This window comes from Bradyrhizobium jicamae (assembly GCF_018130695.1).
GTDB lineage: Bacteria > Pseudomonadota > Alphaproteobacteria > Rhizobiales > Xanthobacteraceae > Bradyrhizobium > Bradyrhizobium jicamae_B.
In genome coordinates this window covers 26,592-42,095 of record NZ_JAFCJX010000034.1, presented here as the reverse complement: position 1 = coordinate 42,095, position 15,504 = coordinate 26,592, and the positions used below count along the sequence as shown (strand labels likewise).

Below are 15,504 nucleotides of genomic sequence, written 5' to 3'. Positions count from 1 at the left end.
CTGCTTTCCTCAAATGACCGTGCGGCCGCAGCAACGTGAAAAGGGGTCGCGCGTTGTTCCACCGCGGTCGCAAGAATCGAAAATTGCAGTGGCTCGCACCGCCGGCGAGCGTTTGCGTCCGTTCCGCGCGGGTGTCTCGCGTGGCATAGGCATCAAAATCGAGCCCGCAAATGTTCGGCAGGATGTCCTTGTCGCCATGGCGCGCCCGTGCTTGGCTGCGCGGCCTGCCGGCCGCAAATTCGCCCGCGATGCGTGGTCGTTGTCTCGTCGGCGTCATCAGGAGTTGAGGTTAGCTGTGCAAACAAGACCCTTCGGCAGAGGCGGCCCGCATGTGTCCGTGATCGGGCAGGGCACCTGGTATCTCGACCGTGGTGACCGCAAGGCTGCAATTGCAGCGCTGCGCTGCGGCGTCGAGGCCGGCATGACGCATATCGATACCGCGGAGATGTATGGCGACGCCGAGCTCGTGATTGCGGACGCGGTGGCGAATGAGCGCGACAAACTGTTCCTGGTGTCAAAGGTGCTGCCGAGCAACGCGTCGCGCAAGGGCACCATCACCGCCTGCGAGCGTTCGCTGAAACGGCTGAAGACCGATCGGCTCGATTGTTATCTGCTGCACTGGCGCGGCACCTATCCGCTCGCCGATACCGTTGCGGCATTCGAGGAGCTGAAGGCCGCCGGAAAGATCCGCTCCTGGGGCGTCAGCAATTTCGACGCCGACGATCTCGATGAGCTGCGCGAGGTCGCCGGCGACGGCAAGATCGCCTGCAACCAGGTGCTCTATCATCTGCAGGAGCGCGCAATCGAGCACGCGGTGATTCCCTGGTGCGAGCAGCACGGCGTCACCGTGGTCGCCTATTCACCGTTCGGCCACAATGATTTTCCGCCTGCGTCGAGCAAGCGCGGCGCGGTGCTGCAGTCGATCGCGGACGCGCACAAGGTCAGCGCGCGCCAGGTCGCGCTGGCCTTCCTGACGCGCGCACCATCCGTGGTCGCAATTCCCAAGGCGTCAAGCGCGGCGCACGCAGCCGACAATGCCGCAGCGGGGGACCTGAAACTCAGCGCGGGCGAGATCGCTGCACTCGACGAGGCGTTTCCGCGCGGGCCGAAGCCGCGCGGGCTGCCGATGCTGTGAGCATGATCGCGGATTAGTCACGCTCGCGTCAGAGAGTTCTTAACAAAACCTTTCGATTCCGTAAGCGTACGGTATGCGGCGCGCCGTCGCGTGCGCTGATGCATATCGGAGTCCCGTTTTCGGGCATTGTCCTTGTGCACGAAATGTCGTTTTTTAGAGCATCGCCAGTTCGATTCATTCTGCTCCGAGATTGCCGTGACTCCGCCCCCCGCCGCAGCCGCCAGGCTGGACAGCGTTGATTTGCCTTTGCCCGAGAAAAAGTCCGCCGCGCGAAAAGCGTCTGCGCGTGTCGATCGACCGTTCAAGGGCATTGCGCTGATCCTCACTTCCACGGTGTTTTTGGGAACCTCCGACGTCACCGCAAAATATCTCTCGGCCACGCTGCCTTCGATCGAGATCACCTGGATCCGCTTCCTGGTGTTCGCGCTAATCATGACGCCGGCGATGGTGCCGGGCTCGCCGCTGTATGCGATGCCGACCAAGCGCCTCGGCCTGCACATGGCGCGTGGCGCCACGCTGCTCGGCTCGTCGCTGTTCTTCATCTCCGGTCTGAAATTCCTGCCGATCGCTGAGGCCTCCGCCACCGGCTTCGTCGCGCCGCTGTTCGTGACCGCGCTGTCGATCATCTTCCTCAACGAGAAGGTCGGCATGCGCCGCTGGATCGCGACCGGGTTCGGCCTGATCGGCGTCTTCATCATCCTGCGGCCGGGCACCGGCGCATTCCATCCCGCGGCGTTCTTCCCGATCGTCTCGGCGCTGGCCTGGGCCTGCACGCTGATCATGACGCGCATGATGAGCGGCGGTGAACGCTCGATCACCATCATGACCTATTCGTCGATCGCGGGCCTTGCGATCCTCACCGCGCTGGTGCCGTTCGTCTGGGTCACGCCGACCTGGCACGACATCATGTTCGGCATCCTGATCGGCGTCGCCTCGACCGCCGGCCAGTGGATCGTGGTGCTGGCCTTCCGCTACGGTGACGCCTCGGTGCTGGCGCCGTTCTCCTACACGCAACTGCTGTGGGTCAGCATCCTCGGCTTCTTCGTGTTCGGCGAGGTGCCGGATCGCTGGACCATCCTCGGCGCCGCCTTCATCGTCGCCAGCGGGCTCTACACCGCCCATCGCGAGCGAATCCGCCGCTCGCAACTCGCGGCCGTCTCCGCCGAGCCGACCCCGAACGCCTGACATCTTTTGGCGTGCCGCTGCGATCGTCCGTGCTACTGTGAATCAACAGTCAGCACAGCATGATCCGGAAAAGTGCGTAGCGGTTTTCCGATAAGATCATGCTCAAAAAAAAGCGGAGGAACCATGCGCGCAGCGATCTTCAGGAACGGCGAGATTGTCGTCGACACCATGCCGGAGCCTGTGCCGGGTGCGGGGCAGGTGCTGGTCAAGTCGCTGGCCTGCGGCATCTGCGGTTCCGACCTGCACGCGCGCAAGCACGCCCACCGCATGGTCGAGCTGACCAAGTTCTTTCCCGGCCGCAAGCCGATGGACCTGTCGCGCGACGTCGTGTTCGGCCATGAGTTCTGCTGCGAGGTGCTCGATTACGGTCCGGGCACCGAGCGCAAGCTGAAGCCGGGCACGAAGGTCTGCTCGCTGCCGGCGCTGGTGACGCCGCAGGGCCCGATCGGCATCGGCTATTCCAACGACAGCGTCGGCGCCTATGCCGAGCGGATGGTGCTCAGCGAGCCGTTGCTGCTGGAAGTGCCGAACGGATTGTCGGCCGAGCACGCCGCGCTGACCGAGCCGCTTGCGGTCGGCGTCCATGCGGTGGAGAAGGCCGGCATCCGCGGCGGCGAGGTGCCGCTGGTGATCGGCTGCGGTCCGGTCGGGCTCGCTGTCATCGCGGCGCTGAAGCTGAAGGGCCTGCACCCGATCATCGCCGCCGACTATTCGCCGACGCGGCGCCGCCTCGCCGAGATCATGGGCGCCGACGTCGTGCTCGATCCCGCCAAGACGCAACCTTACGCGAGCTGGGCCGAGCACGCGCAGATGTCGGAGCAGGAGAGGGCGGCGCGGCCGCCGTTCCAGGCGCATCTGCCGGCGCTGAAGCCGGCATTGATCTTCGAATGCGTCGGCGTGCCCGGCCTGCTGCAGCAGGTGTTCGAAGGCGCGCCGCGCGATGCGCGCATCGTCGTGGTCGGCGTCTGCATGGAGACCGACCGCTCCGAGCCGATGCTCGGCATCATGAAGGAGCTCAACGTCCAGTACGTGCTGGGCTACACGCCGGAGGAATTCGCCCGCTCGCTGCGCCTGATCGCCGACGGCAAGGTCGACGCCGCCTCGCTGATCACCGGCCGCGTCGGCATCGACGGCGTCGCGCAAGCCTTCACCGATCTCGCCAATCCCGAGGCGCACACGAAGATCCTGGTCGAGCCGTGGCGGTAATTTCTTCACCTCTCCCCGCGCTTCAGCGGGGAGAGGTCGAAATTCGCATAGCGAATTTCGGGTGAGGGGCATGGCACGCTACCTACCGCAGGCTCGATGTTTGCCGACTGGTCCATCGGGGAGTCGGAGAGGCTGATTGCCGGGCACCGTCGTGCACAGCCCCTCACCCGGATCGCATCTTTGATGCGATCCGACCTCTCCCCGCCAAAGAGCGGGGAGAGGTGAAAGCAGCGCCTGCTCGCATTGGCCGCGAGCTGTGATAAGACGCTCCGAAGAACCGTTACGGAGGAACTGCCGATGATCTCGCTCACGCCCAAAGACGTCCTGCCGGAAGACGGCACGCGCGGCACGCTGGTCGGCCGCGTCTGGCTGCCGCAGGTGGGGCCCGCCGTGGTCGCGGTGCGCGAGGACGGCGCGTTCGACGTCACCGCGCGGTTTCCGACCGTCACCGCGCTGTGCGAGGAGGCCGATCCGGCGGCCGCGCTCCGCGCCGCCAAGGGCGAGCGGATCGGCGATCTTGCCGCGATCCTCGCCAACACGCCGCCCGACGGCCGCGATGCGACAAAGCCGCATCTGCTGGCGCCGGTCGATCTGCAGGTCCTGAAGGCCGCCGGCGTCACCTTCGCGATCTCGATGCTGGAGCGCGTGATCGAGGAGCGCGCCCGCGGCAATCCAGCCTCAGCCGAAGCGATCCGCAAGGAGGTCGTCAGCCTCGTCGGCGATGACTTTTCAAAACTGAAGCCGGGCTCCGCGCAGGCGATGAAGCTGAAGCAGGTGCTGATCGAGCAGAACGCCTGGAGCCAATATCTCGAAGTCGGCATCGGCCCCGATGCGGAGGTCTTCACCAAGGCGCCGACGCTGTCCTCCGTGGGCACTGGCATGGATGCCGGCCTGCATCCGAAATCGACCTGGAACAATCCGGAGCCGGAGGTGGTGATGATCGTCTCCAGCACGGGCCAGATCGTCGGCGCCGCGCTCGGCAACGACGTCAACCTGCGCGACTTCGAGGGCCGCTCGGCGCTGTTGCTGTCGAAAGCCAAGGACAACAACGCCTCCTGTTCGATCGGCCCGCTGGTCCGCCTGTTCGACGCGACCTTCTCGCTCGACGACGTGCGCAAGATGGATGTCGGCCTGACCGTGAAAGGCACCGACGGCTTCGTGCTCGACGGCCATTCCTCGATCAGCAAGATCAGCCGCGATCCGACCGACCTGGTCGCCCAGACCATCGGCGCCGTGCATCAATATCCCGACGGTTTCGCGCTGTTCCTCGGCACGATGTTCGCGCCGGTGAAAGACCGCGACGCCCCCGGCCAGGGCTTTACCCACAAGCGCGACGATATCGTCACGATTGCCGCTCCGCAGCTCGGCAAGCTCGTCAACCGCATGCGCAACAGCGACGAATGCGAGCATTGGACGTTTGGTGTCAGTGCGCTGATGGCGAGCCTGGCAAAGCGGAAGGTGATTTGAAGAGGCAGAGCGATCGTGAGGTGAGCACTCTCGTGGGCTCCCTCTCCCCTTGCGGGAGAGGGTGGGGAGAGGGGTGGCCCCGGGCGAGATACTCAATGGGTCCATCGCTCGCGCAATCTTTCGATCGTATTTCATCGCAATGCATACGGAGAGAGCGCGCCGTGTGGTACCCCTCTCCCTAACCCTCTCCCGCAAGGGGAGAGGGAACCCTTCCGCCCGTGCGTCCCTCACATGACAACGCTCCCGCTGACATTAGACCGCTGATTTGCCCGACGGCGCAAGGCCGTCAGGCTAAAATAATGTTCTTTACACGAACTTCGGAATATGCTAACAATGTCGCGTCTCACCCGACACGAGGGGCGCTCGCGAACGCCACGAACGTGGGTGCAGATGCGGTGGCCGCTGGGCGTGCAACAGGCGTGTGTGCGCAAGGCGGACGGTGAAGTCGTGTGGGCCTGTCGCCCCGATGCTGGTGGCAAGTCCGCGAGAGGTTCAAAGCCGATCGTGGACGATGGTGGCACAAAAGCAGAGTCTCACCAGGGCGAGCACGTATAAGCCGTAAGACCATCGCGCAGGGAAGGCCGGGATGTCTCAGCCAAACCTGTATGCTCGTGTGCGCACTTTCTTTGTGCACATTGCACGCGAGACCGCGGGTGCGGCGTGCACCCGGTCTTCCCTGCGCCCTCGCTCAAGAGAGAGGGCGGAACGAACGGCAAGACTCGGACAAATCATGTCGCGAGAATGCGGACGCATGTTTTGTGGTTTAACGGCGATACAAATTCAGTGTCGTCCCGGCGAAGGCCGGGACCCATAACCACTACTCTGTCTTGTTTTGCACCGCTGGAACGACGAGTCCCTTTCACAACATCTGCTGCGGCGTATGGATCCCGGCCTTCGCCGGGACGACACCGGTGTTTTGGCGCAATCACGACCACGAAAGGCATAGCCCTACACCGGCAGCGCGATCGAATACTTCACCTGGCTCAGCGCAAAGCTCGACTCGATCGACGCGATGCCGTCCAGCCGGGTCAGCTTGTTCTTCAGGAACGCCTCATACGACGACAGGTCCGCCGCCACCACGCGCAGCAGGTAGTCGCGATTGCCGGTCATCAGATAGCACTCCAGCACCTCGTCCCATTTGGAGATCGCCTTGGCAAAACGATTCAGGTCCTCCTCCTTCTGCCGCGCGAGCTTGATCGAGATGAAGACGCTGACATGCAGCCCCAGCGATTTCTGGTCGACGGTCGCGACATAGCGCGTGATGACGCCGCGCTCCTCCAGCAGCTTCACGCGGCGATGGCAGGGTGAGACGGAGAGGCCAACCTGGTCGGCGAGCTCCTGCATGGTCATGCGGCTGTCGGTCTGCAGCAGGCTGAGGATCTTGCGGTCGATGGCGTCTAGCGAAGGCATTGGGATAAACTCGCAGTCTGAGGCCAAGTTATGGGAAACTATCCCAATTTTGCCAGTTCTGTCGCGAAAATTTGAGATTTCTGGCCGCCGCCGCAGGGCTAAAATCCCAAGATACTTGCAAAGCCCGAAGATACCGCCAGGGAGCATTGCCATGGGAATTGCGCCGCAACGTCTCGAATTGTTGTCCGCGCTGGCGCGCAAGGTGCTGTGGCTGTCGTCCTGGACGATCCACCACGCCAACCATGTCCGCCCCAACACCGACGGCCTGAAGGTCGGCGGCCACCAGGCCTCGTCGGCCTCGCTCGCCAATATCATGTCGGCGCTGTATTTCTCGGTGCTGCGCCCGCCGGATCGTGTCGCGGTGAAGCCGCATGCGAGCCCGGTGTTCCATGCCATCCAGTATCTGTTCGGCCACCAGAGCAAAGAGAAGCTGGAGAACTTCCGCGGCTACAAGGGCGCGCAGTCCTATCCGTCGCGCACCAAGGATGTCGACGACGTCGACTTCTCGACCGGCTCGGTCGGCCTTGGCGTCGCGCAGACGCTGTTCGCCTCGCTGGTGCAGGACTACGTCACCGCGCATGGCTGGATGAAGGACCGGCCCGAGGGCCGCATGATCGCGCTGGTCGGCGACGCCGAGATGGACGAAGGCAACATCTTCGAGGCGCTGGCCGAGGGCTGGAAGCACGGCCTGCGCAACACCTGGTGGGTGGTCGACTATAACCGCCAGTCGCTCGATGCCGTCGTGCGCGAAGGGCTCTGGGAAAAGTTCGAGACCATGTTCCGCAATTTCGGCTGGGACGTCGTCATCGTGAAGTACGGCAAGTTGATGGATCGGGCGTTTGCCGAGCCCGGCGGCGCGGCGCTCAAGCGCTGGATCGACAATTGCCCGAACCAGATGTACGCGGCGCTGTGCTTCCAGGGCGGTGCGGCGTTCCGCAAGCATCTGCATGACGACATCGGCGACCAGGGTCCTGTCACCGCGCTGATCGACCGCCGCAGCGACGATGAGCTGCTGGCGCTGATGTCGAATCTCGGCGGCCATGACATGGCGAGCATGATCGAGGCCTTCGAGTCCATCGATCACGATCGTCCAGTCTGCTTCATCGCCTACACCATCAAGGGTGTCGGCCTGCCGATGCAGGGCCACAAGGACAACCACGCCGGCCTGATGACGGTCGCGCAGATGGAGAAGTGGCGCGCGGCGCAGAACATCCGCGTCGGCCATGAGTGGGACAAGTTCGAGGGGCTGTCGCAGGATACCGCGAAGCTTGAAGCGTTCCTGGCCGAGGCGCCGTTCAATCGCGATGGACGGCGGCGCCTGTCAGCGCCCGTGATCGAGGTGCCGCAACAGCTCACCTTCAAGCCATCCGCGCAGATGTCGACCCAGCAGGGCTTCGGCCTCGTGCTGCACGAGCTCGCGCGCGGCGACACCGAGCTCGCCTCGCGCATCGTCACCACGTCGCCCGACGTCACCGTGTCGACCAATCTCGGCGCCTGGGTCAATCGCCGCGGCCTGTTTGCCAAGGCGGAGAACCACGACCTGTTCCGGCAGGAGAAGATCCCCTCGACCTTCAACTGGGATTTTTCGCCGAAGGGCCAGCATCTCGAGCTCGGCATCGCCGAGATGAACCTGTTCATCATGCTCTCGGCGCTCGGCCTGTCGCACCAGATCAATGGCGCGCGGCTGCTGCCGGTCGGCACGCTCTACGATCCCTTCATCGAGCGCGGCCTCGATGCGCTGAACTATGCCTGCTACCAGGATGCCCGCTTCATGGTGGCGGCGACGCCCGCCGGCATCACGCTGGCGCCGGAGGGCGGCGCGCATCAGTCGATCAAGACGCCGCTGATTGGGATCGGGCAGGATGGCCTGGCCTCGTTCGAGCCGGCCTTCGTCGATGAACTTGCCGTGATCATGGCTTTCGGCTTTGGCCACATGCAGCGCGAGGGCGCCGACGGCGGATCGGTGTACCTGCGGCTGTCGACGCGGCCCCTGGAACAGCCGCAGCGGATCATGTCCGGCGAGCTGCAGCAGGGCATTACCGATGGCGCGTACTGGCTGCGCAAGCCGGGGCCGAATTGCGATCTCGTCATCGCCTATACCGGCGCGGTCGCGCCGGAGGCGATCGAGGCGGTCGGCCTGATCGGCGAGAGCCACCGCGACGTCGGTCTCCTCGCGATCACCTCCGCCGACCGGCTCTATCGCGGATGGTCCGAGGCGCGGAATTTGCGCCGCGACCGCCGCGCCGTGCAGCATTTGAGTCATATCGAGCAGTTGCTGGCGCCGCTCGGCCGCGACTGCGGCATCGTGACCGTGCTCGACGGCCATCCGGCCTCGCTCGGTTGGCTCGGCAGCGTGCGCGGCCATCGCGTCGAGGCGCTCGGCGTCGAGCATTTCGGCCAGACCGGCACGATCGCCGACCTCTACCGCCACCATCGCATCGACGCCAACGCAATCATCGATGCCGCGGAAGGGCTGACGGTCGGTGCGCCGGTGCGGCATCGCAAGATGGCGGTGTGATGCGTCAGCCGATCAGGTGCCAGTCGCCTGCGGCGTTGATCGCGCCGACCTGTGCGGCGTGCTCGATCTGGGTGCCGTTGAGCTCCCAGGCCGACACTGCGTGCGTGGTGTCGTTCTCGAACAGCAGATCGGATTTGCCATCGCCGTTGTAGTCGCCCTGGCCGACATAGTGGAAGCCGGCATCCATGATGCCGATCTGGGGATTCGCGGTCACTTGCGTGCCGTTCATCTGCCAGACCGCGACGCCGCCGGTCGTATCGTTGAGGAACAGCAGGTCGGACTTTCCATCACCGTTGAAATCGCCGACATCGGCAAAGTGCCAACCGCTCGCGGCATTCATGATTCCGATCTGCGGATTGGCGGTGACCTGGGTGCCGTTCATCTCCCAGATCGCCACGCCATGGGTGGTGCTGTTGAGGAACAACAGGTCGGTCTTGCCGTCGCCGTTGAAGTCGCCGGTACCCTCGAACTGCCAGCCGCCGGCGGCATTGATGGTGCCGATCGTCGTCTGCGACGTCGCCTGCGTGCCGTTCATCAGCATGACCGCGGCCTGGTGGGTGGTGTCGTTGATGGTCAGGAGATCGGTCTTGCCGTCGCCATTGAAGTCGCCGGTGGCGGCAAAATGAAAGCCGCTCGGCATGATGGCGACCTGGCCGTCCTGCGTCATGTGCGCGCCGTCCATTTGCCAGACCGCGACGCCGTTGGTGCTGCTGTTGGTGAACAGCAGGTCCGTCTTGTGGTCGCCGTTGAAATCCCCGGTGTCGGCGAACTGCCAGCCGCCGGCCGCGTTGATGGTGCCGACGGTGGCGCTGTTCGCGATCTGCGTGCCGTTCATGTCCCAGACCGTGACGTCGTGGGTGCTGTCGTTCACGAACAACAGGTCGGTCTTGCCGTCGTCGTTGAAGTCACCGGTGCCTGCGAGTTGCGCGCCGGACGGCGCGATGGCGACCTGGGGATTTGCGATCACCTGGGTGCCGTTCAGCTCCCAGACCGCGACACCGTGCGTGGTGTTGTTCTGGAACAGCAGGTCCGACATGCCGTCGCCGTTGAAATCCAGCGGCGCGGCGACCGGCGGAGGCGGTGGGGGAGGCGCGGTCGGCGCGCCGACGAAGCCGTGCTGGCCGCTGGCGTCGTTGTAGTAGCCGAAGATATCGCCGGCATCGTTGACGCCAAGGATGTTGGTGTCGATGGCATTGGGCACGTCGACGGTCGTCACCGTGCCGCCGATGTCAGTGAAGCCGTGGACGCCGGTGCCATCGGTGTAGTTGCCGACGATCTCGCCGGATGCGTTGATGCCGGTGATCGACGTGTCGACCGCGCCGGCCACGTCGAACGCCACCGGCGTGCCGCTGGCGTCGATGAAGCCGTGCTGATGGTTGGACAAGTCCTGGAAGTCGCCGACGATGGTCCCGTTGCTGCTGACGGCGACCACGGTGGTGGAGTAGGCGTTGGGGGCATTGAATGTCGTGGTGACGCCGTTCTTGATCACGAAAGCGTGCTGAACGTAGGACTGATCGGAATAGGTCCCGACGATCTCGCCGGTGGCGACGTTGATCCCCGCCACCGAGGTCGCCTGCGATCCCGCGACATCGATCACCGAGAATGTTCCGTTGATGTCGACGAAACCTTCGACCGACGTGCCGTTGAAGTAGTCGCCGAACATGTTGCCGGCGTCGTCGAGGCCGGACAGAATGGTGTACTGGTTGGGAACGAAGTCGAACTTGCTCACGGTGCCGTTGGCATCGATGAAGCCATGCTGCCGGTTGGCATAGTCGACATAGTCGCCGTAAATCTCGCCGCCAGCCGTGATGTACATGCCGTTGGTGTTGCTGGAGCCGGTCGGATCGAAGGTGACGCCGACATTCGGCTCGCTGGTTGTGAATCCGTGGAAAGTCGAGTCTCCGTCGCCGTCCGAGCTGCCGTAATAGCCGACGGCCTCGCCGGCGGCGTCGACGCCGGTGACGCCGATATAGGTGTAGGTGCCGGCGGCGTCGGGGACATCAATCGTGCGGAACGTGAAATTGGACATGTTCGAATTCCTGGTTGTGTCTCTCCACAGGCAGTCGCCCCCTCGCTGGCGAGGGTTCGTTTCGGCATATTTCCGCGCGATGAAATCTTGGTAATATCGGCAGGGTTGTCCGGCCGGCCGTCATGGCAAACAGGCCGCGCATCCGGCGAGCGGCGTGCAAGGCTAAGGAACGCGCGCGCCGACGTTGGCGTCAGACCCGAACCGCCGGCCGGATCGACCGGGCGCGCGGGGAGAGAGTGGGCGTCTGCTGCGGCAAATGGCCCGTCGGCCGGGCGGCGGGGTCATGCATGGAATGCAAGGGGCGTCTTGCCGGGGTGCCACCGGAGAGCCTATATCCGACCTGCGCGCACGAGCCGCGTCCCGCTTGTGGCGGGTTCAATTCGCCTGGCTTTCGTGCAAGGATGCCTGCCGAACGCTTCGTTCCCCCTTTCCATACGCCCCGTAAAGAGGTTTCCGATGGTCAATCGCATGCAATTCTACATCGACGGCGCCTGGGTCGACCCCGTCGTCAAAGGCAAGTCCACCCCCGTCGTCAATCCGGCGACCGAAGAAGCGATGTATGAGATTGCGCTCGGCTCCAAGGCCGACGTCGACAAGGCGGTCGCCGCCGCCAAGCGCGCGTTCACGACGTATTCGCAGACCACCCGCGAGGAGCGCGTCGCGCTGCTCACCAAGGTGATCGAGATCTACAAGGGCCGCATGAAGGAGATCGGCGCCGCCGTCTCCGACGAGATGGGCGCCCCGCTGCCGATGGCCGAGAAGCTGCAGGCCGGCGCCGGCCTCGGCCATCTCATGAACACCCTCGAAGTGCTGAAGAAGTACGAGTTCGAGGAAACCATGGGCACCGCCGTGATCGTGCGCGAGCCGGTCGGCGTGATCGGCATGATCACCCCCTGGAACTGGCCGCTCAACCAGATCGCCTGCAAGGTCGCGCCCGCGCTCGCCGCCGGCTGCACCATGATCCTGAAGCCGTCGGAGTTTACGCCGACCTCGGCGCTGATCTTCGCGGAAATCCTCCATGAAGCCGGCGTGCCGAAGGGCGTGTTCAACCTCCTGAACGGCCTCGGACCGGAAGTCGGCGCCGCCATGAGCGAGCATCCGGACATCGACATGATCTCGTTCACCGGCTCGACCCGCGCCGGCGTCGATGTGGCGAAGCGCGCGGCTCCGACCGTCAAGCGCGTCAGCCAGGAGCTCGGCGGCAAGTCGCCGAACGTGATCCTGGAAGGCGCCGACCTCACCAAGGCGGTGACCGGCGGCGTGATGCACATGTTCAACAACTCGGGCCAGTCCTGCAACGCGCCGTCGCGCATGATCGTGCCGCTCTCCAAGATGAAGGAAGTGGCCGCAATCGCGAAGGGCGTCGCCGACAAGACCAAGGCGGGCGATCCCCGCGGCGATGGCACCACCATCGGTCCGGTGGTCAACCGCGGCCAGTGGGACAAGATCCAGGCGCTGATCCAGAAGGGCATCGACGAGGGCGCAACGCTCGTCGCCGGTGGTCCGGGCCTGCCCGAGGGCGTCAACAAGGGCTTCTATGTCCGTCCGACCATCTTCGCCGACGTCACCAACGAGATGACGATCGCACGCGAGGAAATCTTCGGGCCGGTGCTGACCATCATCGGCGCCAAGGACGAGGCCGATGCCGTGCGCATCGCCAACGACACGCCCTATGGTCTCGCCGGTTACGTCTCGGCCGATACCGTGGAGAGCGCGCGCCGCGTCGGCCGCCAGATCCGCGCCGGCAACGTCAACCTGCAGGGCGTGCCGAACGAGCGCACCGCGCCGTTCGGTGGCTACAAGCAGTCCGGCAACGGCCGCGAGTGGGGCCGCTACGGTCTGGAGGAGTATCTCGAAGCCAAGGCCGTCGCGGGCTACAACGCGGCCTAAGGCTGATGCGGCCGCTTGCGCCGCTTTGCGACAGAGAATGCCGGCCCCGCAAGGCGCCGGCATTCATCGTTAAGGGTCTGGCCGTCAAATGACGGCAAGACGTAAGACTTAAAAAAAGAACAAAGGGACGGAACGTGAAGAAACTGATTGTCGCGCTTGTCGCATTGTTGCCGCTGACCTCGGCCGTTCAGGCCCAGTCGCTCAAAGACATGATGGTGTTGCTGCGGGCGAAGTGGAACAAGCCGACCGAGCCGTTCAAGATCATCGACAATGTCTATTATGTCGGCACCGACGGTCTCGCGTCCTACCTGATCACCTCGCCGCAGGGGCATATCCTCGTCGATACCGTGATGCCGGAATCGACGGGCCAGATCAAAGCCAGCATCGAGAAGCTCGGCTTCAAAATCTCCGACATCAAATATCTCGTCAACACCCACGCCCATATCGACCACACCGGCGGCTTCGCCGAGCTGAAGCAGGCGAGCGGCGCGCAGATGGTGGCCGGCGAGCGCGACAAGCCGCTGCTCGAAGGCGGCTACTATCCGGGCGCGCAGGAGGAGAAGGCGCTCGACTTCCCGCCGGTGAACGTGGATCGCACGGTGCGCGAGGGCGATACGGTCAGTGTCGGCAACGTCACGCTGACGGCGCGCGAGACGCCCGGCCATTCGCCGGGCTGCACCAGCTGGGCCTTCTCGGTGAAGGACGGCGATGCCACGCGCTCGGCGCTGATCTTCTGCAGCGGCACCGTTGCGCTGAACCGCCTCGCCGGCAATCCGACCTATCCCGGCATCGTCGACGACTACAAGAAGACCTTTGCCCGCGCCAGGGGCATGAAGGTCGACATACTTCTCGCGCCTCACCCTGAAATGTACAAGATGCCCGAGAAGCGCGCCAAGCTCGCCGAGGGCGGGCCAAATCCGTTCGTCAATCCCGGCGAGTTCAACGCCTATGCGGCGTCGCTGGAAAAGCTGTTCGAGGAAGCCCTCGTCAAACAGACCGCCGCGGCCCAGGAGAAGAAGGGCTGAGCGAAGGCAGGGGCTCCGGCATTTTCTTTTGGGGAACCCCGCCGTGGTTAATGCCAAGCTGCAGAAGGATACTCGCTGCGTGCAACTACAAACTGACGGTGCGAAAGCACGCAATTCGAATGAATTTCCTCGACCGAATAAATCAATCGTTCGTCTTCTGTGCTCACTATGCCGCCCAAGGTGAGCCTGTGGTTGGGCAGAGGGAATGAAGAATTTCTTGTGGGTTGCATGGGCGGCGCTACGCGCGGCGCTCTGGAGAAGGACGGCGGCCGACCGCTCTGTCACCATTGGTACGGTTCTTCTGTGCGCCCTTGTAGTGGCGGCATCCGAGGCGGCCGATCAATATCTCACCGCGGAGGGGGCAGCCCGATTCAGCATCTATGGTATCAACTCGATCATTGCCGAGATTGCAGTTTGTGGTGTGGTGACCTTGCTGTTCGTTTCGCGCGATCGCGCCGTCGTTCTGGCGCAGTTCCTTGTGCTGAACGCGCTTGTGAACTGGGTGATAACAGCCGCAATCCACTTTCCATCTAGGTTTCAGAGCTCGATGCCGGGGACATGGACCCGCGCGGATGCGACGATTCTTGTCGTCGTGCTTCTTGCCACTTGGTGGGTGGGCGCAGTTGTCGCCATCCTGCGAGGGGCTGGCCTCGGTACGTATCAAAGCCCGGCGATCAGAGGTTTTGGGCTTGCTGTCGTATCGCAGCTCGCGGTCGCGGCCATGCCATCATTCCCGACATTCGTTGGTAGCGATTTCAACCTGGCGTCCTATAATGTCTGGGAATGGGCCTCCGCGAAATTCCACAAGGGCGCCGAGGAAAGGATTGCTGAAGTCGACGCCGCAGCTCTTGAGCTTTTGCAGCCATCACTTCTCGAAGTTGAGATGAAGAAGCTGCTGCCGGAGCGGAAAGGGACGACGGACATCTACGCTATTGGAGTTGCGGGCTGGTCCGACCAGGACGTCTTCATCAAGGAGTTGAACGGCGGTCTGTCGGTCCTGAACAGGTCTCTCGGCCTGGATCGCGGCGCGATCCAGCTCGTCAACCATCGGGATACATTGGAAACCTTGCCGATTGCCAGCCGCACAAATTTTGCAGCGGCGGTGCATGCCATTGCTGGCATCATGAACAAGGACGAAGATGTCCTGCTCGTCTTCATAACGTCGCACGGCGGCCCGGAAGGCGTAGGGCTCGTCCTCGCGGATGCAATTAGTTCCGTGCTCAGTCCGGATCATGTCGCGTCCGTCCTCGATCGTGAAGGAATCCGCAATCGCATTGTGATCGTTTCGGCCTGCTATTCCGGTGTCTTCGCCAAGCGGCTCGCCTCGCCAAGCAGCATCGTCCTGACGGCCGCGGATGAAAACAGCCCGTCATTCGGCTGCTCCAACGAGCGCGAATGGACCTACTTCGGGGATGCCTTTTTCAATCAGAGCCTTAGCGAGGGCGTCTCGCTAGAACGAGCCTTCCAAGATGCGAAGGCGAAGATCTCGCAATGGGAGGCCCGCGACGAGGTGCCTCCGTCGTCGCCGCAGGGCCATTTCGGCGTGGCGATTTCCGAGAAACTTGCGAAGCGCAAGCTCGACAGAAAAATGCAGGCGTACACCGAGGGGCGCTAGCTTTGTCGAAGGTTCACGGTTTTA

Annotated in this window: 10 protein-coding genes and 1 pseudogene; 8 read left to right on the top strand and 3 right to left on the bottom strand. The window is 63.8% G+C overall.

Annotation, left to right across the window (positions count from 1 at the left end; all coding sequences use genetic code 11):
* Positions 1-67: 67 nt before the first annotated feature.
* Positions 68-205: pseudogene (locus JQ604_RS42230) on the bottom strand (L-2-amino-thiazoline-4-carboxylic acid hydrolase); the annotation flags it as partial.
* 90 nt (positions 206-295) lie between these two features.
* On the opposite strand from JQ604_RS42230, the gene JQ604_RS34840 reads away from it, so the two are divergent.
* The 4 genes from JQ604_RS34840 (at position 296) to JQ604_RS34825 (ending at position 4,993) form a co-directional block, all read left to right on the top strand.
* The gene (locus JQ604_RS34840; protein WP_212365255.1) at positions 296-1,135 is read left to right on the top strand and encodes an aldo/keto reductase; all 840 of its coding nucleotides are present in this window, start codon (positions 296-298) and stop codon (positions 1,133-1,135) included.
* Between the two features lie 195 nt (positions 1,136-1,330).
* Complete coding sequence (locus tag JQ604_RS34835) at positions 1,331-2,320, top strand: DMT family transporter (RefSeq protein WP_212365254.1); 990 nt, start codon at positions 1,331-1,333, stop codon at positions 2,318-2,320.
* Between the two features lie 123 nt (positions 2,321-2,443).
* Positions 2,444-3,526 carry a zinc-binding dehydrogenase gene (locus JQ604_RS34830; protein WP_212365253.1) on the top strand — a complete coding sequence of 361 codons (1,083 nt, stop codon included), beginning with the start codon at positions 2,444-2,446 and terminating at the stop codon, positions 3,524-3,526.
* Positions 3,527-3,823: 297 nt separating this feature from the next.
* The gene (locus tag JQ604_RS34825) at positions 3,824-4,993 is read left to right on the top strand and encodes a fumarylacetoacetate hydrolase family protein (RefSeq protein WP_212365252.1); all 1,170 of its coding nucleotides are present in this window, start codon (positions 3,824-3,826) and stop codon (positions 4,991-4,993) included.
* A gap of 948 nt (positions 4,994-5,941) precedes the next feature.
* On the opposite strand, the gene JQ604_RS34820 is transcribed toward JQ604_RS34825, so the two are convergent.
* Complete coding sequence (locus JQ604_RS34820; RefSeq protein WP_212365251.1) at positions 5,942-6,403, bottom strand: Lrp/AsnC family transcriptional regulator; 462 nt, start codon at positions 6,401-6,403, stop codon at positions 5,942-5,944.
* Between the two features lie 151 nt (positions 6,404-6,554).
* On the opposite strand from JQ604_RS34820, the gene JQ604_RS34815 reads away from it, so the two are divergent.
* Positions 6,555-8,921: a transketolase gene (locus JQ604_RS34815; RefSeq protein WP_212365250.1), complete on the top strand. Its 2,367-nt coding sequence runs from the start codon at positions 6,555-6,557 to the stop codon at positions 8,919-8,921.
* A 4-nt stretch (positions 8,922-8,925) separates the two neighbouring features.
* On the opposite strand, the gene JQ604_RS34810 is transcribed toward JQ604_RS34815, so the two are convergent.
* Positions 8,926-10,950 (bottom strand): FG-GAP repeat domain-containing protein, encoded by a 2,025-nt coding sequence (locus tag JQ604_RS34810; protein ID WP_212365249.1) that lies wholly within the window; start codon positions 10,948-10,950, stop codon positions 8,926-8,928.
* A gap of 456 nt (positions 10,951-11,406) precedes the next feature.
* Here JQ604_RS34810 and JQ604_RS34805 point away from each other — a divergent pair, with 456 nt between their 5' ends.
* From JQ604_RS34805 to JQ604_RS34795, 3 genes are all read left to right on the top strand, one after another.
* Positions 11,407-12,840 carry an aldehyde dehydrogenase family protein gene (locus JQ604_RS34805; RefSeq protein WP_212365248.1) on the top strand — a complete coding sequence of 478 codons (1,434 nt, stop codon included), beginning with the start codon at positions 11,407-11,409 and terminating at the stop codon, positions 12,838-12,840.
* 134 nt (positions 12,841-12,974) lie between these two features.
* Positions 12,975-13,865 (top strand): subclass B3 metallo-beta-lactamase, encoded by an 891-nt coding sequence (gene bla / locus JQ604_RS34800; protein WP_212365247.1) that lies wholly within the window; start codon positions 12,975-12,977, stop codon positions 13,863-13,865.
* A 205-nt stretch (positions 13,866-14,070) separates the two neighbouring features.
* Positions 14,071-15,480: a C13 family peptidase gene (locus tag JQ604_RS34795; protein WP_212365246.1), complete on the top strand. Its 1,410-nt coding sequence runs from the start codon at positions 14,071-14,073 to the stop codon at positions 15,478-15,480.
* Positions 15,481-15,504 lie beyond the last annotated feature (24 nt).

Excerpts from the sequence above, each read along its gene's own strand:
- JQ604_RS34830 (WP_212365253.1), top strand. The coding sequence starts at position 2,444 with ATGCGCGCAGCGATCTTCAGGAACGGCGAGATTGTCGTCGACACCATG.
- JQ604_RS34825 (WP_212365252.1), top strand. The coding sequence starts at position 3,824 with ATGATCTCGCTCACGCCCAAAGACGTCCTGCCGGAAGACGGCACGCGC.
- JQ604_RS34820 (WP_212365251.1), bottom strand. The coding sequence starts at position 6,403 with ATGCCTTCGCTAGACGCCATCGACCGCAAGATCCTCAGCCTGCTGCAG.
- JQ604_RS34815 (WP_212365250.1), top strand. The coding sequence starts at position 6,555 with ATGGGAATTGCGCCGCAACGTCTCGAATTGTTGTCCGCGCTGGCGCGC.
- JQ604_RS34810 (WP_212365249.1), bottom strand. The coding sequence starts at position 10,950 with ATGTCCAATTTCACGTTCCGCACGATTGATGTCCCCGACGCCGCCGGC.
- JQ604_RS34805 (WP_212365248.1), top strand. The coding sequence starts at position 11,407 with ATGGTCAATCGCATGCAATTCTACATCGACGGCGCCTGGGTCGACCCC.
- JQ604_RS34795 (WP_212365246.1), top strand. The coding sequence starts at position 14,071 with ATGAAGAATTTCTTGTGGGTTGCATGGGCGGCGCTACGCGCGGCGCTC.